The sequence below is a fragment of the Flavobacterium sp. LS1P28 genome (assembly GCF_003970335.1).
GTDB lineage: Bacteria > Bacteroidota > Bacteroidia > Flavobacteriales > Flavobacteriaceae > Flavobacterium.
This window is the reverse complement of record NZ_RYDI01000006.1, coordinates 136,960-161,410: the sequence shown is the minus strand read 5'-3', so window position 1 is coordinate 161,410 and position 24,451 is coordinate 136,960. Positions and strand designations below refer to the sequence as shown.

Annotated in this window: 22 protein-coding genes; all 22 read right to left on the bottom strand. The window is 33.3% G+C overall.

From position 1 onward, the window contains the following. Nucleotides 1–130: 130 nt before the first annotated feature. The 22 genes from EKL97_RS07270 to uvrA all read right to left on the bottom strand — a co-directional run bounded on the left by EKL97_RS07270 (nt 131) and on the right by uvrA (nt 24,439). Entirely contained in the window at nt 131–577 is a 447-nt protein-coding gene (locus tag EKL97_RS07270) for a DinB family protein (protein WP_126568554.1), read from the bottom strand. After that, a complete protein-coding gene (locus EKL97_RS07265) occupies nt 567–1,046 on the bottom strand; it encodes a nuclear transport factor 2 family protein (RefSeq protein WP_126562180.1) in 480 nt (159 codons plus the stop codon). Before EKL97_RS07265 ends, EKL97_RS07270 begins: the two co-directional genes overlap by 11 nt. 429 nt (nt 1,047–1,475) lie before the next feature. Continuing rightward, entirely contained in the window at nt 1,476–3,509 is a 2,034-nt protein-coding gene (locus EKL97_RS07260) for an OmpA family protein (RefSeq protein WP_126568553.1), read from the bottom strand. A 3-nt stretch (nt 3,510–3,512) separates the two neighbouring features. Continuing rightward, nucleotides 3,513–5,204: an Ig-like domain-containing protein gene (locus tag EKL97_RS07255; RefSeq protein ID WP_126562179.1), complete on the bottom strand. Its 1,692-nt coding sequence runs from the start codon at nt 5,202–5,204 to the stop codon at nt 3,513–3,515. Nucleotides 5,205–5,568: 364 nt separating this feature from the next. Continuing rightward, on the bottom strand, nt 5,569–5,784 hold the full coding sequence (locus EKL97_RS07250) for a histidine kinase dimerization/phospho-acceptor domain-containing protein (RefSeq protein WP_126576256.1): 216 nt from the start codon (nt 5,782–5,784) through the stop codon (nt 5,569–5,571). Between the two features lie 140 nt (nt 5,785–5,924). Then, the gene (locus tag EKL97_RS07245; RefSeq protein WP_126555752.1) at nt 5,925–6,194 is read right to left on the bottom strand and encodes a YtxH domain-containing protein; all 270 of its coding nucleotides are present in this window, start codon (nt 6,192–6,194) and stop codon (nt 5,925–5,927) included. 26 nt (nt 6,195–6,220) lie between these two features. After that, nucleotides 6,221–6,373: a lmo0937 family membrane protein gene (locus EKL97_RS07240; protein WP_126459873.1), complete on the bottom strand. Its 153-nt coding sequence runs from the start codon at nt 6,371–6,373 to the stop codon at nt 6,221–6,223. 33 nt (nt 6,374–6,406) lie between these two features. Beyond that, nucleotides 6,407–7,045: a porin family protein gene (locus tag EKL97_RS07235; protein ID WP_126568552.1), complete on the bottom strand. Its 639-nt coding sequence runs from the start codon at nt 7,043–7,045 to the stop codon at nt 6,407–6,409. Nucleotides 7,046–7,388: 343 nt separating this feature from the next. Continuing rightward, nucleotides 7,389–7,607: a hypothetical protein gene (locus EKL97_RS07230; protein WP_126459867.1), complete on the bottom strand. Its 219-nt coding sequence runs from the start codon at nt 7,605–7,607 to the stop codon at nt 7,389–7,391. A gap of 275 nt (nt 7,608–7,882) precedes the next feature. Next, the gene (locus tag EKL97_RS07225; RefSeq protein WP_197037190.1) at nt 7,883–8,317 is read right to left on the bottom strand and encodes a hypothetical protein; all 435 of its coding nucleotides are present in this window, start codon (nt 8,315–8,317) and stop codon (nt 7,883–7,885) included. Nucleotides 8,318–8,439: 122 nt separating this feature from the next. Continuing rightward, a complete protein-coding gene (locus tag EKL97_RS07220) occupies nt 8,440–8,661 on the bottom strand; it encodes a hypothetical protein (protein ID WP_126555761.1) in 222 nt (73 codons plus the stop codon). A gap of 302 nt (nt 8,662–8,963) precedes the next feature. Further along, on the bottom strand, nt 8,964–9,155 hold the full coding sequence (locus EKL97_RS07215; protein WP_126555764.1) for a hypothetical protein: 192 nt from the start codon (nt 9,153–9,155) through the stop codon (nt 8,964–8,966). 205 nt (nt 9,156–9,360) lie between these two features. Then, complete coding sequence (locus tag EKL97_RS07210) at nt 9,361–9,795, bottom strand: response regulator (RefSeq protein ID WP_126459855.1); 435 nt, start codon at nt 9,793–9,795, stop codon at nt 9,361–9,363. A gap of 2 nt (nt 9,796–9,797) precedes the next feature. Then, complete coding sequence (locus EKL97_RS07205; RefSeq protein WP_255416333.1) at nt 9,798–12,392, bottom strand: ATP-binding protein; 2,595 nt, start codon at nt 12,390–12,392, stop codon at nt 9,798–9,800. Between the two features lie 47 nt (nt 12,393–12,439). Further along, nucleotides 12,440–12,991: a helix-turn-helix domain-containing protein gene (locus EKL97_RS07200; RefSeq protein WP_126460145.1), complete on the bottom strand. Its 552-nt coding sequence runs from the start codon at nt 12,989–12,991 to the stop codon at nt 12,440–12,442. A gap of 325 nt (nt 12,992–13,316) precedes the next feature. Further along, nucleotides 13,317–13,799, bottom strand: a complete 483-nt coding sequence (locus tag EKL97_RS07195; RefSeq protein ID WP_126555770.1) for a hypothetical protein — start codon at nt 13,797–13,799, stop codon at nt 13,317–13,319. Nucleotides 13,800–13,802: 3 nt separating this feature from the next. Continuing rightward, on the bottom strand, nt 13,803–14,480 hold the full coding sequence (locus EKL97_RS07190; RefSeq protein ID WP_126459846.1) for a peptidoglycan DD-metalloendopeptidase family protein: 678 nt from the start codon (nt 14,478–14,480) through the stop codon (nt 13,803–13,805). 341 nt (nt 14,481–14,821) lie between these two features. After that, on the bottom strand, nt 14,822–17,230 hold the full coding sequence (locus EKL97_RS07185) for a thiamine pyrophosphate-dependent enzyme (protein WP_126459843.1): 2,409 nt from the start codon (nt 17,228–17,230) through the stop codon (nt 14,822–14,824). Between the two features lie 186 nt (nt 17,231–17,416). Then, on the bottom strand, nt 17,417–20,164 hold the full coding sequence (locus EKL97_RS07180; RefSeq protein WP_126568559.1) for an aminopeptidase: 2,748 nt from the start codon (nt 20,162–20,164) through the stop codon (nt 17,417–17,419). 198 nt (nt 20,165–20,362) lie between these two features. Then, complete coding sequence (locus tag EKL97_RS07175) at nt 20,363–21,091, bottom strand: TIGR00730 family Rossman fold protein (RefSeq protein ID WP_126459840.1); 729 nt, start codon at nt 21,089–21,091, stop codon at nt 20,363–20,365. A gap of 120 nt (nt 21,092–21,211) precedes the next feature. Next, complete coding sequence (locus EKL97_RS07170; protein WP_126459837.1) at nt 21,212–21,571, bottom strand: cupin domain-containing protein; 360 nt, start codon at nt 21,569–21,571, stop codon at nt 21,212–21,214. A gap of 36 nt (nt 21,572–21,607) precedes the next feature. Then, a complete protein-coding gene (uvrA, locus tag EKL97_RS07165) occupies nt 21,608–24,439 on the bottom strand; it encodes an excinuclease ABC subunit UvrA (RefSeq protein ID WP_126568550.1) in 2,832 nt (943 codons plus the stop codon). Nucleotides 24,440–24,451: the final 12 nt, after the last annotated feature.

Sequence of the window (24,451 nt, the reverse complement as noted above, 5' to 3'; positions counted from 1 at the left end):
TTTTGCGGACTTGTTTCATAGGCTAAAATTAAGATTATTTCTTAACTTAATGTGATGGCTAAGTTAGCATGTCCAAAGATGTTTGTTATAACTAATCGAATTACAGTAAATTGAATATTGTGGGAAATATTTAAGCGTCCAATAATCGCCTGTGGTAATTAATTTGTCCCAAATGATAGGCAAGGTGCGTGGTCAAATGGAGGAGTATGAACTCAGTTGAAGTTTTGTTCTTTAAAACTAAAAGTGGATATTCCATTTTCAAATCTTCTTCTGAGAGGGTATTAAGTGCATTGACAAGGATAACTATCGTTTCTTCGATTTTTGATACTAATTCTGCTCTTGAAATATCTTTCAGTGAAAATTCTAATGGTCTGTTTCTTATATAACCCGTCTTTCCATATTGGGCTCCAATATATGTGTTGAGATTTCCTATAATATGCAAGCATAGATTTCCGGCTGAATTAGCGATTCCTTTTTGTGTTTTCCAAATATCACTTTCGTTTTCATACGATTCAATTTCGGATTTCAGAATGTTTAAATCTCTAATGAAAAGCATTTTCAGGGTGTCAATCAGCATGTTGAGTTTCTTTATATTTTTTTAATGATAAAAGGGCTTGCTCTTGAATTTTTTTATGAAAAAAACCAGTCCAGCCTAGTAGGTATCCGGTGATTCCAAAAGCTTGTTTGGACCATTTAAAAATATCAAAATCATCGGTGTGTTTTATAATTAATCCGTCTTTAAACTGAAATTGTGCCTGAATACGATTTACTACTTTTCTATTAGTCTTACTGAAATTGTAGGTAGCTATAAATTGTACGGAGCCAATATAGTCATCAGCCTTGACCGCAGAGAATTTAATTGTAATATTCCCTTTGCTTTTTTCGAGGAGCATTTTCCACATTAGGCAAACATCATTTCCCTTTAATAGACCAAAAACTGGATCACGAAATTGAATACTGGAATCATAACAGTTACACATTGTTGGTGAATCTGCATTTGCAATAGCACTATAGAATTTGGTAAGGATTTTCTCGTTTTCGGTCATGTTTTTAAATAAAGTGAAAAGTAAAAATACTAAAATTTTTACGAAAAGTAAGTGTTTAAAATCAAAATTGGAAAGGGATTACGTCTAATTTACCTTTACTTTGTAAAATTATAAGATTCAGAACTAATAAATTAATTCAAAAAAATTGGTATTAATTTGGGACTAAAATAGTAATAAAGATCTTCATTTCTTTCCATAGATTTCACAGATTTGCATAGATTAATGCGCTTCATAGCTTTAAAATATTTTTAATCAGCCCAATCTGTTGCAAAAATTTTCTTTAATAATTGCGAGAATATATCTTTCTTGCTACTTAATTATGAAAATGAATTTCTATTCATGATATCTGAAATAAATTTCAGCACAAAAAAAGAGGATAGAACTTTGCGTTTCTACCCTCTTTGTCAATTTATAATACGTGCATTTTACTTATTTAATAGCGGGCATTATATCAATTATGACGGTACGGTTGTAAAAACGTTCTTCAGGGGTTTTGTTTTCAAAAGGAGAATTATTTTCATTCTCGCCCTCTCCGGTTACTTCAAATTTTACGTCATTCCTACCGGCTTTAGATAACCCTTTTTCAAGGATCCCTTTCACATCGTTAGCACGGGCTAAAGACAAGTTTTGATTGTAGGTTTCTTCACCAATACTATCAGTATGACCGTGAATTAGTACTGTTGCTCCAACAGGTATTTGTGGGGTTACTACTTCGCTAAGGTATTTTTCATAGATACCAATTGCTTTAGATTTATTAAATTCATAAATAATACTATATCTGGTGCCTTCCTCCATTTTTGCAGGAGTCCAAAGTACCATGTGAATAGGAGTTTCTTTTTCTACAATTTTACCACTTTTAGTTTGACCAATCATTTTTACGGTGTAATCACCTTCTGGACGGCTCCCTAAAATTGCTTTCCCAGGAATTTTAACTTTGTCTTGAGTATATGGTCCAAAATTTTGAACCGTACCTTGCTCATCAGTAATTTGTAATGACCATGAAGATAAGGCTTCACCGGCTCCTTTATTGTTGAAGCTAACATAGCTTTCAATAGGAGCTTCTTGTAGTGCTATTATTTGTACAGGTTTTAATTGCGCATCAGGTCCACTTTGAAATTCCATTAGTAAATCCGGTGAATTACTTTCGATAGAAACTCTGCGATCGCCTTCACGAAGTAAGACTAGTTCTTGAGTTCCGCCTGGTTGTTCAGAAGGTATAGTTGGTTTGTCTTGACCTTTAGTCATGATTCTAGACGGATCAATAGCAAATATATATACTAGATAAGTTTTGATTGATGCTGCCATTACTAAACCCTCTTGGGATCCTTTTTCTGACGAACCTACCAAGATAATTGTAACTGTAGGATTTTTTTGCATTCGATCACCCAGAATGTTCAATACATTATAATACACAGTCATTTGACGTTTAGAACGATCAGACAATTTTTTTGGAACAAAAACTTCCAGTTGGTCTTCTTTGAAGTCTTTTACTTGGTCTTTCGTTAATACAACATAACGACTTGGAATTTCAGTAGATCCTTGATTAAAAAACACATAGTTTCTAAGTGGGAAAATCTCTGTCATTCTTCTTTCTCCCGGAACATTACTAGGAGAATTTACGGAGAACTGTACTTCACGGTCCTTAGCCAGATCTGTTGCTTCCTGAATATTTTTCCCTTGTCCAAATTTGAGCGCAACACCAGCTCTGACAGTAGTATTGTTCCATGTTTCTGTAGCACGTGGATCTTGACCAAAATAGGGTTGGAAAGCGACAAAAGGCGACAATATAAATTGTGTTTTGTTGCTGTCTGAAGATAGCGGAATGTCATATCCAGCTCCAATTTGAAGAGATAAAATTGTTTTGTTAATGGCACTAAAATCACCTCTTACTTCAGGAGAAGTCTCTTGATCCGGAAATGCCGTATTAGTGCCCAATTGATAGGTAAATGATTTGTCTAAGTTGAAAGCTAAACGCGGGCCTCCATACACATAGAAATTAGATTTGAACGGAGCAAAACGTACGCTGGGTTCCACGGTGATGTAACTAAGATCAGTAGATAAATCTGCAGGACAGTCACATGCGGTAGTAACGGGGTCAAAAGAACCTTTACGGCTGTCATAACCTGCTTGAAACATGATGCCCCATCTGGAATCAGCAGGCCTGTATTCTACAAGCGGCGCAATGAAAAGTCCAATACCGTCTCCCTCATGGAAAGTAGCGGGTGGTGTGAAATTAGCATTCAACTGATTTGTTGAACCGCGATAAAAATTAAAATTGGCACCAGCTGCAGCTCCAAAAAGCCAAGTAGGTTTTGCATATTTTACTACTAGTGTTTCTTGTGCCTGAACTTGGGTTTGAATGCTCCACCATGTCAAAGCAACTATCGCAACACTTTTGAAATTCAGATTATTAGGGGACCATGCAGCGCATGATCCCATTTTGAAATTATTTTTAGTTTTCATTTTTTACGGTTTAGAGATTATATTTGTGTGCGTCATTACTACTGCTCCATTTCGAGCAAGCATTCTGCCATTTGCAGTTGAATATGCTCCCATTGTTATAGATTGCAAGGCTAATATATTCCCTTCAAATTTTGTGTAGTTTCCAATAGTTGCAGAACTTCCCGTTTGCCAATACACATTCTTAGCAAGTGCTCCACCACTAAGTTTTATATTTCCACCTGCACCACCAACAGTAGTGAAAGCAGATGCGACTTGGAAGATCCAAACGTCAGTTGCAGAACCGGTAAGAGTCAAATCTCCATTTTGTACTAAAAGTGTGGATGTTGATTTGTATATACCTGCAACAAGTGTTTTTCCGCCCTGATCACCGGATACAGTTATTGGCGCACTATAAGAAGCTCCTTCTGCAAAAAGATATGCATTAGTCAGGTCTAGTTTTGCTTGTGTTAGCAGGGCAGCAATCCCTACAGGGGCAGTATCATCAGAAGCATAAATAGCACCATTTATTATAACAGCGGGAGGAAAGCCTGTTATTGAAGAACGAACACCAGGACTGATACCCACATCCATATTATTAATTACACTGAAACCTGCATTATTACTTACTCCAACACCGGATAAAATTCCAAATCTTTCTGCTGATCCAAGATTTACTGTATTTCCAACCAAGTTTGAACTAGTACTGAAGTTCCAAACGTAATCGTTTGCCAGAGGAGTACCCGCTAAATTTTTAGCAGCTGTACTAATTGTTGCGGTATAAGTAGTCCCTGCTGTAAGTGGGCTTGTAGGAATAAAGGAAAGTGTAGTCCCTGAATAGGAAATAGCTCCTGCTACCGCTGTAGTACCATTTTTTAAAGTAAAGGTAGAATTACTAATAGTAGTAGGATCCATTTCTACACTAAAACCAGCAGTAATAGTTTTATTCAGAGCAACACCAGAAGAATTATTTTCAGGATCTGTTGTGACTACTGAAGGTCCACTAGTGGCGCCTGTGGTAAATGTCCAAACAAAGTTATTTGCAAGTGATGTTCCTTGTATATTTTTGACTCCAGTTGTGATCGTACTTGTATAGACGGTATTGACAGTTAAAGGAATACTAGGTACAAAATAAGCTTTTGTTCCGTTATAAGTAACCGTACCAGCAACGGAATTAGCGCCTTGTTTTAAGGTGAAATTGGTAGCGTTTACAGTCGCTTGATTCATTGGCATATTGAACTCTGCCGCAACCACTTTATTCAGAAATACATTGGTGGCATTGTTCAACGGATCTGTTTCTATTACCATTGGAGTAACTGTAGATCCGGTACTAAATGTCCAAACATAGTCTACTTGTAATGCATTTCCCATTACATCTTTAACGGATGTTTTAATTTTACCGATATAGGTTGTGTTCGCAGATAATGGGGATGTAGGATCAAGTGTAGCAGTTGTTCCACTGAATGAAACAGTTCCTGTAACTAAAGTGGAGCCTTGTAAAGTAAAAGAGGATTGGTTAAAAGTTGATGCGTTCATCTCCTCATTGAAAATAACGGTAATCGATTTGTCTAGTGCTACATTAATAGCTCCATTTTCAGGGCTTGTCGAGACAACTTCTGGACAAACACCATCAATTTCTTGAAAGTCATCCTTAGCGCAACCAGAAATTAATGCAATAAATAGTATTGCAAAAGTTACTAATAAATTTTTAATTTTCATTTTTTGTTTATTTAGGGGATTAAGTTATATGCAGACAAAGGTGAGTTTATTAAAGTAGGAATATGTTATGGAATTAGCGAAATTACTTGCAAGATTTACTCTTGTAAATTGTTATCTTTACTTTTATGTATTAAAAATCAATTAGTTATATTTTGTGTTTACTTAACGCAATATTAAAAGAGAATAGTTGCCTTTTACAGGATCTCTTTACAGTTTAAAAGCTTTTTTGTAGTTTTATATCGATGTCCAATTTTAAGTTCAAAAAAGTAAATAGCGTAAAATGCAAAAATTAATTTTAAAAAAAGACATAAAAAAAATCAAGAATTTTCATTCTTGATTTGTAAATAATACGAATATAATCTGTTTATGTCTTTTTTTTCTTTTTACCTTTTTTTTCTAATGCAAAAATAAATGTTGTCAATTCATTTGTAAAAATATCCAGCGCTATGGTAGATTGTTTTATGTACTCTGAAAATTCCTTTAATTCATTTGGGGAATTTATAGATTCCTCAAGTAAATTGGCTAACCCAATGATATTGGCAATAGGTTGCCTCACTCTATGCGAGGTCATGAAGATCATTTCTTCAAGACCTTTTATATATTCTTTATGGTTTCTTTTGCTTTTTTAAAAAGCATTTATGCTGTAGTTACATTGTTTTCCACACTGAAAATTGGAACAAATTGATATTGAGAATTTTTTTTAACTGTAATTTAAAAATTTTAAATTTTAAATTCCTTTTTAGCTTCTACAAATTTAGTTTCTCCCTTGCCAATTAAATTTTCGCCTTCGTTCCAAATTTTCTCATACTTTTGAGTTATTGTCCCTAATAAAGAGTCTAATTTGCCTTTTAGTTCATCAGCATAATCATTGCTTTTGTCCATGATTTTTCTTCTTGTTTTGTCTCCTTTTTCAGGCGCAAACAAGACTCCTAATAATGCTCCTACGGCAACTCCTCCTAATACTCCTAATATAATTTTATCTGCTTTCATAATGTTTATTTTTAATAACAATGAATTTAAATTCCTCGGCCTTTTATCAGTCTCAATATCACTGCTATTACAGCTATAACCAAAAGGATGTGAATAATTGATCCCGCGCTGTATGCGAAGAACCCAACCGCCCAAAAGATAATTAAAATTACGGCTATGGTATATAATAGATTGCTCATGATTTTAGTTTTTAATGATTAATATTTTAATTTCTAGTTAAGTCTAAGTCCCACATATACGCTCAATACGCTATTTTTTGCATCAGGATAAGTGTAATTAGTACCGGAATAATTTCTTTCTTTTCCTACTTTGGTTAAACCATAATTATATCGTACTCCAAAGTTTGCAACATCTAAATCGATACCAATACCTCCGGAGATACCGGCGTCAAACTTATTGAAATCATTGGTGTCTAATTCACTTTCGGAACTAAATAAGTTAGAATCATTGGTTGTTTTACCACTTACCATATAAGCGGCATAAGGCCCAACATGGACATTAAAATTATCGGTAAGATTCATTACCAATAAGACTGGTACTTCAATATAATTGACATTGAATTTAGCTGTTCCGTTAGCAAAAGAATTGTTGTACACCAGTTCTGCTCCTTTTGTGGTATAGTTAATCTCAGGCTGAATAGCAATAGTATTAGTAATGGGAAGCTTAGCATATAAACCGGCATTAAAACCTGTTAATACATTATTGTCATCTACATTATCCGTGTAAAGATTTGAGAAATTTAATCCTCCTTTAAAACCAAAAGAAGCTGTTTTTTCTTGTGCTTCAATAGTTGTAAAAGTGATAAGGCTTACAAATAGTGAAGCTAAAATAATTGATTTTGATTTTTTCATTTGTTTAATTTTTTAATTAAAAAATTGTTCTTTGCAAAGATGCAACTGTTTCAAAATAATTATGTTACAATACTTTTTGATAAGTTTATATTATTCACACTTTTTTCAATCTCCAAATTTTTCTTTTGATTTTTATTTTTGTCTTTCCAATTTCCTTTTAAATCTGATTCATTCCGCTTTATTGATAATTACCTGTGAAAGAATTGTCACTTTACAAAGTTCAGCTCTTTATACCTAAAAACGATTACATAACTTTTAGGATTAGTTACATTATTCACGGGTTACAGACTAAGGCTTAGAGCCACATGTATTTTGCCTCATTCATTTCATATACCGAAATTGATTAATTGGCAGTTCTAGGGTGATTAATAGTGTATTCTTTAAGGATATTTTCTAAAGACTTGTAGTAATTTGTTAATGTTTGGATATTTATTTCAGGATTTGAAATAATTGGAACAGTGATGGGAATCTCCGCTAGGTATTTAGATAACTCAGGATACTGGTCGTGTATTTTTATCGTAATTTCAAGAATAGATTCGCTAAGTTGTTTTTCTGTTTTCATACTAAAATAGTTTAAGGTAACCTTTATTTTTTTAAAAAAGATGCAATCAAATTCACGAATTTCATCTTTAATAATTAGAATAAATACTTGATAAAGTAGTGGTTATAAAGTAAATTTATTCAAAATACGGTTGTTTATTCCAGAGTAAGAATTGTTATTGCGGGTTTCATGTCCTAAGGTTTTTTTGGATTATTGCTATTCCAAAAAAAGAAAAGGTAACTTTTTAAAAATAAAACCTACCAGGTATGGATTCATATCAGGTAGGTTTTATAAATTTAAAATTTGTTGGTAGACAAAATCATCTGCATCCCCGGATATTGAATATCTCCGTCATCTTCAGCAGTTATAAATATTTTTGACGGCTTGTAGGCTGTAACTGTTTCAAAAGTTGCTCTAAGTTTTGAGGACAAAAATCCGCTATCGCTTTTTATTTGACCAATATTTCTCACAATATCCCCGTCTGTTTCCATCCAGACAACGTAAACATTTTTTGAAGGCTGTAATCTGTTTACTTCGGCTAAATCTGATATTTTTATTTTTATCAAATAATTTTTGTTACTGTCTTTTGTGACATTTACCGAGCCATTTGCTGCGGGGACCACAATAGAATTTTGAAAAGCAATGTTTTTACCACATGAAGAAATCGAAAGCAGCATCAGCATTGCTAAACCACCCATAAATATTTTTTTTAAATCAGCACTTATTTTCATTTTAGTTTTATTTTAAGAGTATATATAATACAAATTTAAGTTTTTTTATTAAATTAGTTGTTGAATAACTTTTATTTAAACTTGTAATATTCACAGATTAATAAAAAATTTATTCTTTGTAATTAATTACTTTGTTTCTTGTCTTTCATAATTAAAACAACTCCTCCAATAGCAAGTACAGCCCCTATAATGGGGGACCATTTTATTGGATGGTTTACTTTTTTATTTATTTGTATTGGGCCTATATCAACAATTTTTTCAGTGGTTACATAGTTAAAGCTGTTGTAAAGTAACAGAATTACTCCTAAAAAAATCATCGCGATTCCAATGGTTCTTGTTTTCATTTTTTTTTATTTAAAAGTGATTGTATGGAGATGCGTTTATGCTTTTGAAAAATATTCTTTTACAAAGGTATGTTGCTGATTTGGTGTCATCTGATTGGGATGTTTGATTTCGAATTTTATTTTAAAAAATGTTCATTCTCACTCAAGAAATTAAACAGTTCCAGTGGGTGTGCTTGAGCAAATGGCTTTTAAAGTACAGCTATAGAGTTGTCAATTTGGTATAAAACAATTTAAATTATAAGATAATTCCGTTCTATTTATGGAGTGTTGTTTTGACAGTTGTGCAGAGTGAAGATATTTTATTATTCATCTTTTGTTGTACGAATCAGACTAATACCTGAAGCGAAAAATACGGCACCTAATATGCCATAAATAAGGAGGGATTTAATGTCACTCATATCGTCTGAGGCACTAGAAAATAATACCGCAGTATAGATTAGACCGCTAATTCCAAGAAAAGTAAGTACAGTTCCAAAGATTCTTTTAAGATTCATATTTCTTTTTTTTAAATGGATTGCTATAGTTTTAGTAATTTCTCGTGAAAGTCTAATTAGAAACAAATACACAAAATAAAAATATCTTCAAACAGCTGTAAATAATGGTATTACAATACAAATGTATTCCGATTAGACTTTACGAGTGTTATATAATTGTCTATAAAAGTTACATCATTCACACTTAAAAAAAAGGGATTTAGTATCACATTCTATCCATGAACCAATTCAATTCCTTTGTCATTTTTTGATATTTAAAAATAGTTTTGATATTTTTATTTAACCGAATAAAGGCAGTTTCACTTTTTACTACATAATCAAATGCTTTGTGATGCATACAGTTTACTGCAATTTCAATCTTATCCTGTGAGGACAACATGATCACTGGAATATCTGGATTGAAAGCTTTAATTTGATCTAAAGTTTTAATTCCGTTTATGGCATTTTTCTCAATACCATCAAGTTGGTAATCTAAAATGATCACATCTGGATTATTGGATATATTTGCCAAGCAGTGTTCACCGGTAGAGAAGGTTTCAACGATAAAATCAGTATTTGTGGTAAATTCAATTTCTAAAGATTTTAAAAATAATGCATCATCATCTACTAAGAAGATTTTTATTTTATTTTCGTTTTTCACTATTATGTGTTTTTAATTATATTAAGTTCTTCCTCTAGTTCAATACAGGCTTGCAGACAAATTTTTTCTAGTTGTAATACTAAATCATATATTCCCTCTGATTGATCTTGTGTAATTGCAAAGTTCTGAATTTTTTTTGCCATATTTTCAAAATCACTGTTAATACCCATTATGGCAAATGAAGGGATCATTTTATGGGCAGCAGCGCCTAATAATTTCCAGTTTTTGTCCTCTAAACTTTGCTTTATAGTATTCATTAAAGGCGGTGTTTGTACTAAATACAGGGATATCATTTCCATCATTAAGGTTGGATTTGATTTTGTTTTTTGATTCAAATAAATCAAATCAATACATTTTATTTTTTTCTCTTTACTATTGTTTTCCTTTAAACCGTTATTAAGTTTTTCACTCAGTTTTTCCAGTTTTGGTTTTTTTAATATTCCAACAATTTTGCTGTACAGCAGTCTTTCGTCAACTGGTTTTGCAAGGTGGTCATTCATTCCTACCGATTTGCATTTAGCTAAATCAACTGTGGTGACATCAGCAGTTAAAGCAATAATTGGGACTTTTGAATTCATTTTCTTACGGATATACTCTGTAGCTTCAAATCCGTTCATCTCTGGCATTTGTAAATCCATTAGAATAATATCGTACTCTTTCGCTTTTAGTTTTTCGATAGCTATTTTCCCGTTTTCGGCAATATCGCACTCAAATCCAAAATCGTCTAATAATGTCTTCATTAGCAATTGATTGAGCGGAATATCTTCAACTACTAAGACTTTAATATTCTTGATTTCGGTATCTAATTCGATTAACTCATTTTCTAATTCAACATCGGCATTTGTTTTCTGAAAACTTAAAGTAAAACTAAATGTAGAACCTTCATTTAGGGTACTTCTTACCCTTATAGTCCCGCCTTGTGGCTCTATCAGCTGTTTGACAATTGCCAGACCTAGTCCCGTTCCTCCGTACAATCGTGAAGTTCCACTGGAAGCTTGTTGAAAATTTTCAAATATTTTGTCTATTTTTTCTTCTGGGATACCAATTCCGGTATCAGTAACGGCAAATTCAATAATGACTCGATCTTCGTCTTCATGTATCAAATGTACGCTTACTGTAATGTTTCCTTTTGATGTAAACTTTACGGCATTGCTCACGAGGTTTAAAATAATCTGATGCAAACGCACCGGGTCTCCCACAAGTACATTTGGTATTTTACTGTCGTATTGCTTTATTAATCGTAAGTTTTTTTCTTGAATTTTTGTTTCAAATAAATGCAGCATAGCTGATATGGATGATTTCATTTTGAAAGGTTTTTTTTCAAATGTCATCTTTCCTGCGTCAACTTTTGCTAGATCGAGTATGTCGTTGATCAGCACAATTAGGGCATCACCACTCATCTTAATCGCACTGATGTATTCTTTTTGTTTGGGTGTCAATTCTGTTTTCAAAACCACTTTTGTAAATCCAATGATGGCATTCATTGGGGTACGTATTTCGTGACTCATATTTGATAAGAATTGTTGTTTTGCTTTTACGGCATTCTCTGCTATAATAGTGGCGCTTTCAGCATTTTTTTTAGCTTCTTCAGCAATTTCTGTAGTTAACTCAGCAAAAACTCTGGCCTCAATCAACTCTGTCGCAATTCTTTTTTGCTCAGTAACATCTCTGGCAACAATTACTACACCAAGGATGTTTCCTTTGTCATCTTTGTATACGGATCCGTTGAATAATACATCTGTTAGTTTGCCGTCTTTATGCCGTAGTGTAAGTGGTGAATCTGCAACAGATCCTTTCTCAAATACTTCCTGATATACTTCTCTTGCGTTTTGTTGTTCCGTAAAATAATCAAAAAAATCAGAATCAGTAAGTTCCTCTCGAGGGATTCCTGTGATATTTACTAAGGCTTCATTCATGTCAGTAATTTTTCCTTTGGTATTAATTGTAACCAATGGATCACGACTCGCTTCAATTAAACTGAGTGAATACTGATACGCTAATTTTGCGTTGTACGTAAGTTCCTCTAGTTTTTTATTTACAATTTCTCGTTTTTCTTTTTCTTTACTTTGAAATAAAAGCTCCTTATTGGCAATAACTAATTCATCCGCGCGTTTTTCTTTTTCATTGTTTTGAAAAGCCAATTCTTCATTGGCAATAACTAATTCAGCAGCTCGTTTTTCTTTGATCTTGTTTTGAAAAGCAAGTTCATTGTTTGCAATTTTTAAATCTAGCGCCCATTTTTGTTTTGCACTATCTCTAGCAACAATTAGTACGCCTATTATAGTTCCTAAATTATCTTTGTATACAAAGGCATTAAACAATACATCCGTAAAACGGCCATTCTTATTTTGAATTGTAAGCGGAAAATCAGACACAGCCCCTTTCTGGAGAACTTCATGATAGATGTCTTGTATTTTTTGTTTTTCTGTAAAATAATCAAAAAAGTCAGAATCAATTAAAAAATCGCGAGTAAATCCCGTTATATGTATTGTCGCTTGATTTATATCCGTAATTTTCCCTTCCGTATTTATTGCAATTATGGGATCCAGACTGGCTTCTATTAAACTTCTTGCGTATTGTGATTCTTGATTTTTAATGATTTCTGTTTTATTTATGAAGGTAGATAAATAAGGTGTTGATTGTTCTAATTTAAATTCCCGATTTCTTCAATTGGGCTTCGTCTTTTATCTTTTAATTTTTTAAAGTGAGAAGGGGAAAGTCCGGTTACTTTTTTGAACTGACTTGATAAATGGGCAACACTGCTGTAATTCATTTTCCAAGCGATCTCAGTTATATTTAATTCGCCGTAAATAATTAATTCTTTGATCCGTTCTGTTTTATGTGAAATTATAAATTGTTCAATTGTGGTTCCCTGCACTTCTGAAAACAAGTTAGATAAATAGGTGTAGTCGTGATTTAAGAGTTGGCTCAAATAATCGGAAAAATTGATCTTAATATTTTCAGTTGAATGGTGCACCATTTCGATAATTATATTTTTAATTTTTTCAATAAGCATTGACTTTTTGTCATCCATCAATTCAAGTCCAGAATCTAAAAGAGCAATTTTTAATTGTTGTCGTTGCTCCAAAGTAATATTTTCCATAATTTCAACTTCTCCTAAATCGACAACCATAAAGTGAAGGTTTAGTTTTTTTAGCTCTTCTTTCACTGCAATTTTACAGCGATTGCTTACCATGTATTTTATATATAGTTTCAAAAATATTTCTTTTACAGTTTAGACAAAAATAGCTTCTAGTAATAAAGGTACATTATATAATTTAACTTATAAGTTATATAATTAAAGGTATTCTATTTTTAATAGGATATTAATCCGAAATATTCAATTGAATTATAGTAATTAATTTTTTACAATTAGTAAATTTCGTTAAATATTTTTCACCAGTAATATTCTAGCAATTTTAAAATAATTGGCATTAAAACTATTTTTGGAATTTAGTATTTCTATTCTGTTTTGCAACAACTATTCCTGAAGAAAAAATGCAGTGCTATTTTTTAAAAAATTATTTCATCAAAAATGAATTTACCCAATCTAATGATTTAATAGAGGAAACTTTATTTTCTTCATTCATTGTAACTCGAAGTTCCTTGTTGGCTACTTTTTTAGTATATGATGCCTTGTATCTGAAAAGAGTACTTCCGTCAAAATTGTTTTTATATACCTCAACTAACTGAAGATCAATAAAAGTTCCATAATATTGGCGAAAACGCGTACAGGTCTTTGTCAGTCTTTCTTCGGTGGTGTTTTTTATTACTGACGTTGTGGCTTCATTGAGGTTAAAAGGCTTGAATTTTGAAGTATTACAGGTCATCAAAACTCGCTTTCCTAATTCATACGCTTTGGCTTTTTGATCCGCATCGATTGCTGTTAAGTCCAGCTTCACAATTTTAGCGTTCTCAAATTCGGGTTCTGGGGCAATTACAATAGTTTTTGATTTGCATCCAATAAGTAAAAGAATGCTAAATACAATAATTATTTTTTTCATGATTTATTTAATTTTTAATAGGATATTAGGATCCGGACAATTTTTCAAATAGTAGCTCAAATCATTTTTGCTGCAGACACCCGGATAATCACCAAGGATTTTTGCTATTTTTTTTATAATCTGAAAATGCAAATGTGGGGCATAATCACCATTGACAGCAGAATCGCCTAATGTAGCCAGCTGACTTCCTTTTTCGTACACATCACCAATATTAATGTTACTAATGCTTTCAAGGGACAAATGACCGTATAAAGTATAGAATTTTTGATTTTCTATTTTATGTTCCAGAATAATAGTGGGGCCATAATCACCCACACCAGTATTGTAATTGAAGCTGTGGATAAATCCGTCTAATGCTGCCAGAACTGGCGTTCCTGCCTTGATCCATAAGTCTAGACCAATGTGAATGTTTCTTTCATCGGTTTTCGTGTCATTAAAAATTTCACTCCGTTTGTATAAATTTCTAATTTCATTATATCCTCCAAACGCAACTTTTGCATTATTTTGAGCTAAATAATCCTCAATATATTCTTCAAAGGCAACTGCGGTATGTATATTTCGTTTTGATAAGATTTCATTTGTATTGGATAAATCTAATGGCAGGTAGCTGTTGTAATCAATTGTTTGATCTATAACTTTAACATTTTGAATGTTGTGTAAGATAGTTTCTAGTTTTGTCATTTATTGGGTTTTAAAAAGCTTAAATTTAAATAAAAAAAGGCTGTATAAAAATTTTACGCCCGCTTTATAACTTTTAATTAGCAGATAGAACCTTTTAATTTGAGTGTACAAGTATAATTTTTAACTCCTAATTTTAAGAATTTATTTATAAATAGGTACCGAGTTTAGCAGCTGAATTTTTCTTTTAAAACGTCATCAACTTTTCATGCTTATCCGTTAAATGGGATATACAATCTAATAATGGATTATCTAATGACTGTTTAGAAATGAGTTTGTGTATTTTTTCTATCAAAAAAAATCCCAATCGTTTCCAATTGGGATTCTAATTTATGAATTGGATCTTAGTATAAATTTGGATATTTTGATGGATTTACTTCATTCATCATACCATACACTTTTTCAAAAATATCTTCTATTGAAGGTTTAGAGAAATAATCACCATCTGTTCCGTAAGCAGGTCGATGTGCTTTTGCTGTTAGCGTTTGAGGTTTGCTGTCTAAATAATTATAACCATCTTGATGCTCAATAATTTGTTGTAAAACATAAGCTGAAGCACCACCAGGAACATCCTCATCAATTACTAAAAGACGATTTGTTTTAGCAATACTTTTTACAACATCTTGATTAATGTCAAACGGAAGCAAAGATTGTAGGTCGATAATCTCGCAATCTATACCTATTTCAAGGAGTTCCTTGGCAGCTTGCTGTACTAATCGCAAAGTAGAACCATAGGAAACGAGTGTAATGTCTGTTCCTTGTTTTAAGGTTTCAACTACTCCAATTGGTGTTTTAAATTCGCCATAGTTTAAAGGCATTTTTTCTTTCAATCGATAACCGTTCAGGCACTCAATGACTAAAGCAGGCTCGTCACATTCTAATAAACTATTATAAAAACCGGCTGCTTGAGTCATGTTTCTAGGAACTAAAACGTGAATTCCTCTAATGGCATTTATAATCATTCCCATAGGAGAACCAGAATGCCAGATGCCTTCTAAACGATGACCACGAGTACGGATAATTAATGGTGCTTTTTGTTTTCCTACGGTTCTATAGCGCAACGTAGCTAAATCATCACTCATGATTTGAATTGCATACAATAAATAATCTAAATATTGAATTTCGGCAATAGGGCGAAGACCTCTTAAAGCCATTCCAATCCCTTGACCTAAAATGGTTGCTTCACGAATTCCTACATCGGCAACGCGGAGTTCTCCGTATTTTTCTTGCATTCCTTCTAAACCTTGATTGACATCACCAATAGCTCCAGCATCCTCACCAAAAATTAATGTTTCAGGATATTTAGTAAAAATTGCATCAAAATTATCCCGCAAAATCATACGTCCATCTGTATCTTCCTTGGCATCTTCAGCATAAATAGGCAGAACTTTTTTGACAGAGAACACATTTAAATCCGTTTCCGAAAATAAGTTGCTGCTAAAATTCTTTTGTGTTTTAGCAGTGTAGGTTTTTATCCAAAGTGACAGTTCAGTTTTGCTATTTTCATTTAGGATTAAACGCAATACTTTTCGGGCTGTCACCAGAATTTCCTTTTTCAAAGGAGATTTGATACTGCTTAAATCAACGATATGTTTTAATATCGCTTCTTTGTTTTTGCTGCTTTCGGCTATTTTTTGTAATAGAGCGACTATTTCTTTTTGCTCTTCAATTATGGGTTCTAAAAATGCATTCCAGGCCGCTTTCTTGCCTTCTAAAACATCTTTTTTGGCTTGTGTATCAATGGCTTCAATTTCTTCAGGAGAAGCAATATTGATAGCAATCATCCATAATCTCATTTGACGGATGCAATCATAGTCTTTTTCCCAGGCCAATCGGTCCGTATTTTTGTAGCGCTCATGAGAACCAGAACTGGAATGTCCTTGCGGTTGTGTCAATTCATTTACGTGTATCAAAACAGGAGTATGATTTTCTCGGGCTATAGTGGCAGCTTTTTCATACGTGGCAATCAGGTCTGCATAATCCCACCCTTTTACTCTTAAAATTTCAAAGCCATTTGTGTTTTTGTCTTTTTGGTATCCTTTTAAAATTTCAGAAATATTTTCTTTTGTGGTTTGATGTCTTGCATGAACAGAAATCCCATATTCATCATCCCAAATACTCATTACCATTGGTACTTGTAAAACACCCGCTGCATTGATAGTTTCAAAAAATAAGCCTTCTGAAGTACTTGCGTTTCCTATGGTGCCCCAGGCAATCTCATTTCCTTGATTAGAAAAATTAGCTGCATTTGGTATTCCGGAGACTTGTCTGTAAATTTTTGATGCTTGAGCCAGTCCTAATAAACGTGGCATTTGTCCGGCAGTTGGGGAAATGTCAGCGCTAGAGTTTTTTTGTTTTGTTAAGTTTTTCCAACTTCCATCTTCATTTAGGCTATGGGTAGCAAAGTGACCGCCCATTTGCCTTCCTGCTGACATTGGTTCTTGTTCGATATCATTATGACCATATAATCCGGCAAAAAATTGTTGGATACTAAGTTCACCAATAGCCATCATAAACGTTTGATCCCGATAGTAGCCAGAACGGAAATCTCCATTTTGGAATGCTTTCGCCATTGCCAGTTGTGGTACTTCTTTTCCATCTCCAAAAATCCCAAATTTAGCTTTTCCAGTTAATACTTCCTTACGTCCTAAAAGACTGCATTCTCTGCTTAATATGGCTATTTTATAGTCATTTAATACTTCGATTTTGAAATCTTCAAATGTCAATGTAGTATTGGTTTTTTCTTTTATCATAATTGAAAAGTATAACTTTGAGGTGCAAATTTACTTAAAAAGTAGCTAGATTCATAATTCATTGAAATAAATATAATTAAATTATTGTAATTTATTCTAATAAAAAGTATCTTATTTTTTTAGTATATGTAATTTTAAAATCAATTCACTAAGAATAGTTTAATAATTAATGAGAATCTTATTGGATTAGAACCATTTTCGATTAAAAAGATTGATTAATGTTTTAGGTGAAAAAGTTACGATGAAGCGTATTTTTTCATTGTAATTGTTTTGGGCAATTTCCCATCCATTTGTAGAATAGACCGGAAAATATAATTCAAAATAGTCTGTGACTAAATTTAGGCGTATACCACTGTCATAGACAAATCTTTCTTTTACATTTTTATTTTTGATTAAACCAATGTCACCATATACTTCAATCCAGTTCCAGATACTATAACTGGCATTAAAGCTGGTAAGCCATCGATTGGCATAAGGCGTAGCAATTTTTGATTTAAAACCGCCTTCGGCCAATACATATTGTTGACTAAAAATCCCTGTACTTTCAGACCTTCCAAAATAATTGTAATCAAAAAGGTAATCCGTTGGCCGGTCTAATGCGAAGCTGAAAAAATCGGATTGCGTTTTATTATACAAAAAACTTCCCGCATACAACCGTAAATTAATTTGCCGGTTGTTTTCAAAGAGTTTTCGGTATTCAATTTCACCTGTAATTTTTCCGAATTTACCAGAAATTTGTAGATCCGTAGTAAAATTAAAATGGTTGGTAACTTCTGTTTTGGTATTAATATATCTCGCATCAAAAACAGAATAATTTTCGGGGGAGTTGTCAAGTACCAGGATACTTTTTTCTTTATTGACAATTACTTGTCGGAATAAGAAAAGCTGTTTCCTATTATCTCTGAAGTTGGGCTCTCGGATACGCAATTGCACCGTTGGATTTAGTCTAAGATACGCTGCATCCTGTGCATAATGAAAATAGGATCCACTTACTGAATATCGGGCATTATACAGCGTTGTGTTTCTAAAATTTTGGTTGACCACAAAAAATGCTGAACCAGATACGTTATTTGATTTAGTAGAATAAGATGGATTGACATCAAAAACAAAAGGCTTTTCCAGAATGGTTTTGTTATGCAATCTGATGCCGGGAGTTAAACCATCGTATAAATTGTAATATATTGACGGAACATACAGTACTTGATTGTAATAAGGATCCTCTAAGTCTTTCATGAAAACAAACTTTAGAGGACGATTATTAGGGAAAAACCCTTCTAATTTCTTCCAGTTATTTCTTAAGTTATATTCTGGAACTTCATTTTTTAGATTTAAAATAATTTTGTCAGCATTATTTCTGGGTATCGTGAAAGTAGTATCGGTTTCATTAATATCCAGCCATTGCTTAAAAACAATTTGACCTTTTTTAGTACCATAAACTGGAATGGGAATAAGAGTTCCAGTTCTGTTTTTAATTGAAAAAGTGATACTGTCTTGGGTTTTTAAGACGCTTGAAAATTTATAATCAATGATGTCTCTTGAATTAATGATTGTATTAAAAAACCAACTGATATCTTTAGTTGTATTTGATTTTAATAAAATTTCAAAATCGGATCTCGATACTTGTTCCAACTGATTTTTTTTATAAAATTGTTGAATACTGGTCTTTACAGCATCATTTAACAAATAATCATCCAGAAACCGAATGCTTAATCCCGCACGGTATTTACTGGCAATTTGTTCATTGAATTTTATTAAAGTGTTCTTTGGATCGCCTAATGGCTGATCCAGATTTTTGCGAGCCATCAACATATAGAAATAACTGTATTGTCCATTAAAGTCAATATTGGTCAGATTGAAACTTTTTAGCAATCGGATGTTTGATGCACTGCCCATCATTTTAGCTTTGGGATGATTTTCATCCATATATTTCATCATCGCATAAACTTGAATACCATCATAAATCCAATTGTCTTTTCTAGGATCCAGATGTAAACTCTTTTTTAAATATTCATTTAAATAGGCTTTTAGAAATTTAATTTCGAAAATAAATTCATCAGAAAAAGGACTTATAAATGAGGGAAGCTGATTCAATCCATAAAACGGATTTTTCTCATAATCCGTTTGGGAAACTACAATTCTTTCGTAAGGATATTTTCCAATCAAATCACTTGCGAAATTCACAATTCGGTCAATTGCAATTGCTTTTTGAATGTTGTCTAATTTGTTGCTTTTCATATCCGTCAGTACTTCAACTGAACTGTTTTTGTAACTCTCAAAATTCAATTTAGGCTCAATGATCAGACTGAAATCAGTTCTGTTATTCCCCCACAATTTGTAGTTTGAAAAGCCATTATTATCAGTTGTTTTCTCACTGTTTAAATCGGATGTTGCTTCTAAAGTAGTGGGTATTTTAAGATCAATTTCAAAGTTAGAAATAGCATTGGCAATATCATCCAGATTATTATTACTGTTTTTGATAAAAGCATGGTTTTCATAACGCGCAGGAGTAAGGTACCAGTTTTTAAGGTTTACAGTTCCATTGTTGTGGTAACCAAATTTTGTAAATTTTTCGCTGGGGATTTTAGTAATGTACGAGAGATTTAAATTGATTTTCTGGTTTGGAAGTAGCGGATTTTTTAATTGGACAACTACATAATCAGGATTTTTCTCTGTCCTTTGCCAAGACAAAAACTGCTGAGTGGCATCTGTAATAATTAAATTTATTGTGCTACCACGCTCTTCTTCTTTGGCTAAATGAAATCCTCTATAAAATTCATCCGAAAATCGTTTGGCTAAAGGCGTATTTTTATTGGAAAAGGCATTATTCCAGTCATTCAAAACAATAGATGTCAACGTATCATCGGACTGATTATTAAAAATGATTTCCTGCTTAATATCCAATGTCTTTTTTTCAATATTTAACACTACAGAGATGGTAGAGTGCTGCTGTGCATATTGATTCAATGTAGCTAATAAAAAAAGAATGTAACAGAATATTTTAAGGTATGATTTCAAATTCAGATATTGATTTATTAAAAAAATAAATGTACTTATAATTAGATAGTATTCTTACTAGGGATCTTAAAATAAAACAAAAAAAAGAAGCTGTTTTGAAGCAACTTCTTTTTTTGTTTAAAAATTTGGAGATAAATCGTATTTCTTGTAAAAGGCATTCAGGACGTCAACCACTTCATCTTCTGTATCTACAATTTTAAATAAATTCAAATCTTCGGCATGAACTGTACCTTCTTTTTCCACTAAAACCGTTTTTATCCATTCAATTAATCCTGCCCAAAAGCTGGAACCAACAAGTATAATTGGGAATCGAGCAATTTTTTTGGTTTGTATTAAAGTCATCGCTTCAAATAATTCATCCATCGTTCCAAAACCTCCCGGCATCACTACAAAACCTTGAGAATATTTGACAAACATCACTTTGCGAACAAAGAAATAATCAAAATTAAGGTTTTTATCACTGTCAATATATGGATTGAAATGTTGCTCAAAAGGCAGTTCAATATTCAATCCTACTGATGTTCCACCACCCAAATGTGCACCTTTGTTTCCTGCCTCCATAATTCCTGGACCACCGCCAGTGATTACACCATAACCGGCCTTACTGATTTTATAGGCAATCTTTTCAGCAAGCAAATAGTAGGGGTCTTCAGGCTTTGTTCTGGCAGAACCAAAAATGGTTACGCACGGACCTATGCGTCCCATGCTCTCATAACCATTAACAAATTCGGCCATGATTTTAAAAATCGCCCAACTATCATTGGTCCTAATTTCGTTCCAAGTCTTTCTTTTCAGTCGGTCTTGGATTACTCTATCTTCGTCGTTATCAAAATCTTCTAATCTCATTTTCAAAAATATATTTTAATTTCTCTTTTTTTTGGAGCTATTTCCTGCTATCCATTTCAATCTTTATTGTTTTAAAGAAAAACAATAAAGGATTTTCATTGCTATCAGGGCTAAGCAAATTTAATACGTTTGCTCTTCAATGGATTTTGTTATTTTAGATATAACTTTACCAGTATGTTCAGTAGTTTTTGATTCTATCAGCATTATTAAACAGTCGTCAGTTGACGAAACTCTGTGGTTTATACCTTTTTTTACCACAAATAAATCTCCTTTTTTCATAGTGAATTTAGGTTCGTTTTCAATTTCCATTAAAAGTTCTCCTTCTACAATGTAAAATAATTCATCTTCATTTTCATGATTATGCCATGGTAAATCTTGGCCTTTGATTTTTGCCACTTTAATAAATTGATCATTAACTTCACCAATTATTTTAGGTGAAAAATAGTTTTCGACACTACTGAACGCTTCTTTTAAATTCATAATTTCCAAAAATTATTTTTTTATTTTTTATGTATACTAAAGTAATTCTTTTTTCAAGAATTGCGCTGTATAGCTTTTCTTATTTTTAATAATTTCTTCCGGAGTTCCTTTGGCAATGAGTTGTCCGCCGCCTTTTCCGCCTTCAGGGCCAATGTCGATGATGTAATCCGCAAGTTTAATCACGTCCATATTGTGTTCGATAATCAAAATCGTATTTCCTTTGTCAACCAGTTTATTGATCACTTCCATCAACACTCGAATGTCTTCAAAATGCAAACCAGTTGTGGGTTCATCCAGAATATAAAACGTGTTCCCAGTATCTTTTTTAGATAATTCTCCCGCCAGCTTAATGCGCTGTGCCTCACCGCCGGAGAGTGTAGTGCTTTGTTGTCCAAGGGTAATATATCCTAATCCAACATCCTGAATAGTTTTTACTTTTCTATAAATCTTCGGAATCATTTCAAAGAACGGAACCGCTTCATCTACTGTCATATTCAACACATCCGAAATGGATTTTCCTTTGTATCGAATCTCCAAAGTTTCTCTGTTAAAACGCTTTCCTTGGCAGGTTTCACATTCTACATATACATCAGGTAAAAAATTCATTTCAATCGTTCGCACTCCAGAACCTTGGCAGGTTTCACAACGTCCGCCTTTGACATTAAAACTAAAACGTCCGGCTTTATATCCCCGAATCAGACTTTCAGAAGTCATCGTAAACAGATTTCTGATTTCGGTAAAAACTTCGGTATAAGTTGCAGGATTAGAGCGTGGCGTTCTGCCAATCGGACTTTGGTCAATATCAATCACTTTATCAATATGTTCCAGTCCTTCAATTTTTTTATACGGTTTTGGTTTTTTGACACCATTAAAATAATACGCGTTCAAAATAGGGTAGAGCGTTTCATTAATTAACGTAGATTTACCACTTCCGGAAACTCCAGTCACGCAAATCATTTTGCCCAAAGGCAATTCTATCGAAACATTTTTCAAGTTATTTCCGGTTGCTCCGGTCAGTTTTAGGAATTTCCCATTTCCCTCCCGACGTTTTGCTGGAACCTCAATTTTCATCTTCCCATTGAGATATTGTGCCGTAATGGTATTTGAGGCCATTGTTTCTGCAGGAGTTCCAATGCTAATGATTTCTCCTCCGTATTTTCCTGCTTTTGGTCCAATATCAATTACATAATCTGCACGTTCAATCATATCTTTATCGTGTTCTACCACAATTACAGAGTTTCCAATATCGCGTAATTGTTCCAGGGAATGAATCAATTTATCATTATCTCTTTGGTGTAAACCAATACTTGGCTCATCCAAGATATATAAAACACCTACAAGTTGCGAACCAATTTGAGTCGCTAATCGAATGCGTTGTGCTTCACCACCCGAAAGTGATTTAGAGCTTCGGCTTAAAGCCAAATAATCCAAGCCTACATTCATTAAGAAGTTCAATCGATCCTTAATCTCTTTGATGACTTCGGTAGCGATGCGTTTTTGTTTGTCGGATAAATGATTTTCTAAGTCATTAAACCAAACCGTTAGATCCGAAATATCCATATCGCACAATTCGGTACTATTCTTTTCATTGATTTTAAAGAACATCGCTTCTTTTTTTAAACGGGAACCGTCACAAACCGGACATTTTATTTCGTCCATAAATTCCTTTGCCCAGCGCTTGATTGATGTAGAGCCGCTTTCATCATGTTGGTTTTTTATGAAATGTGAAATCCCTTCAAAATCAATTTTGTATTCTCGGGCAACGCCTAAATCTTTTGAGTTGATGGTGAATTTTTCTTTGCCGCCATTCAAAATCATTTCCATCGCTTCCTGCGGAATGATTTCTATGGCATCCGTCAATTTGAAACTATATTTTTCGCCTATGATTTCAAGTTGCTTAAAAATCCAAGATGACTTGTATTCGCCCAAAGGCGCAAAACCGCCATTTTTTATGGATAATTTTGGATTTGGAATAATCTTTTTTTGGTTAATTTCATTGACTGTTCCTAAGCCATTGCAATGATCACAAGCGCCTTTTGGGGAATTGAAAGAAAATAAATTGGGTTCGGGATTCTGATAGGAAATTCCAGTAGTAGGACACATCAAATTCCGGCTAAAAAATCGTACTTCATTGGAATCTTGATCCAAAACCATCAAGACGTTCTCCCCATGATGCATGGCTGTATTGATGCTTTCCGACAAACGTTTCTCGTTATCTGGGGTGGCTTCAATCACCATTCGATCCACAACAATTTCGATGTCGTGTGTTTTATAACGGTCTAATTTCATTCCCAAAGTAATATCCAATACATCGCCGTTTACGCGTACTTTAAGAAAACCTTGCTTGGCAATTTGTTGAAAAAGCTCCGCATAATGTCCTTTGCGAGACCGAATAACTGGCGCTAAAATATTGATTCGCTTTCCGGTAAAATCTTGAATAATCAAATCTTTGATTTGCTCATCAGAATAAGAAACCATTTTCTCGCCGGTGTTGTAACTGTATGCATCAGCTGCACGAGCATAAAGCAAACGTAGGAAATCATAAATTTCAGTGATAGTTCCCACGGTGGAACGCGGACTTTTACTGGTCGTTTTTTGTTCAATAGCAATTACAGGAGAAAGTCCGTCAATTTTATCCACATCGGGACGTTCCAAGCCACCAAGAAACTGGCGTGCATAAGCCGAAAAAGTTTCTACATAACGGCGTTGCCCTTCGGCATAAATAGTATCAAAAGCTAAGGAGGATTTTCCAGAACCTGAGAGACCGGTAATTACAACCAGTTTTTCCCGAGGAATAGAAACATCTATATTTTTTAAGTTGTGAACGCGAGCGCCTTGAACTTCGATGGTATTGTCTTTGTCTAACATAATTTTTCGCAG